This is a genomic window from Vibrio sp. HI00D65 (assembly GCF_001635455.1).
Taxonomy (GTDB): domain Bacteria; phylum Pseudomonadota; class Gammaproteobacteria; order Enterobacterales; family Vibrionaceae; genus Vibrio.
The window spans coordinates 1-372 of record NZ_LWEH01000040.1 but is presented as its reverse complement, the minus strand read 5'-3'; the positions used below and the strand labels follow the sequence as shown (position 1 = coordinate 372).

Genomic DNA, 372 nt, shown 5'->3' with positions numbered 1-372 from the left:
CAAGCTTAGCAGCAATCTCTTCCGCTGTTGGTTCATGGTCAAGTTTCTGTGATAGTTCTCTTGCAGTACGCAGATAGATGTTCAGCTCTTTAACAACATGAATTGGCAAACGGATAGTGCGAGTCTGATTCATCAAAGCACGCTCGATGGTCTGACGAATCCACCATGTTGCGTAAGTAGAAAAACGGAAGCCACGCTCTGGGTCAAACTTCTCTACGGCGAGAAATTTTAACTACCAAACGCAGGTTACTTTCGATCATGCGTTTGCGTGCTGCTTCATCACCGCGTAGAGCTCGACGTGCGTAGAGCACCTCTTCTTCTGCGGTTAGTAGTGGTGAGAAACCGATTTCGCCTAGATACAGTTGCGTCGCA

Annotated in this window: 1 pseudogene; it reads right to left on the bottom strand. The window is 47.6% G+C overall.

Annotation, left to right across the window (positions count from 1 at the left end):
* Positions 1–372: pseudogene (locus tag A3712_RS28165) on the bottom strand (sigma-70 factor domain-containing protein); the annotation flags it as partial.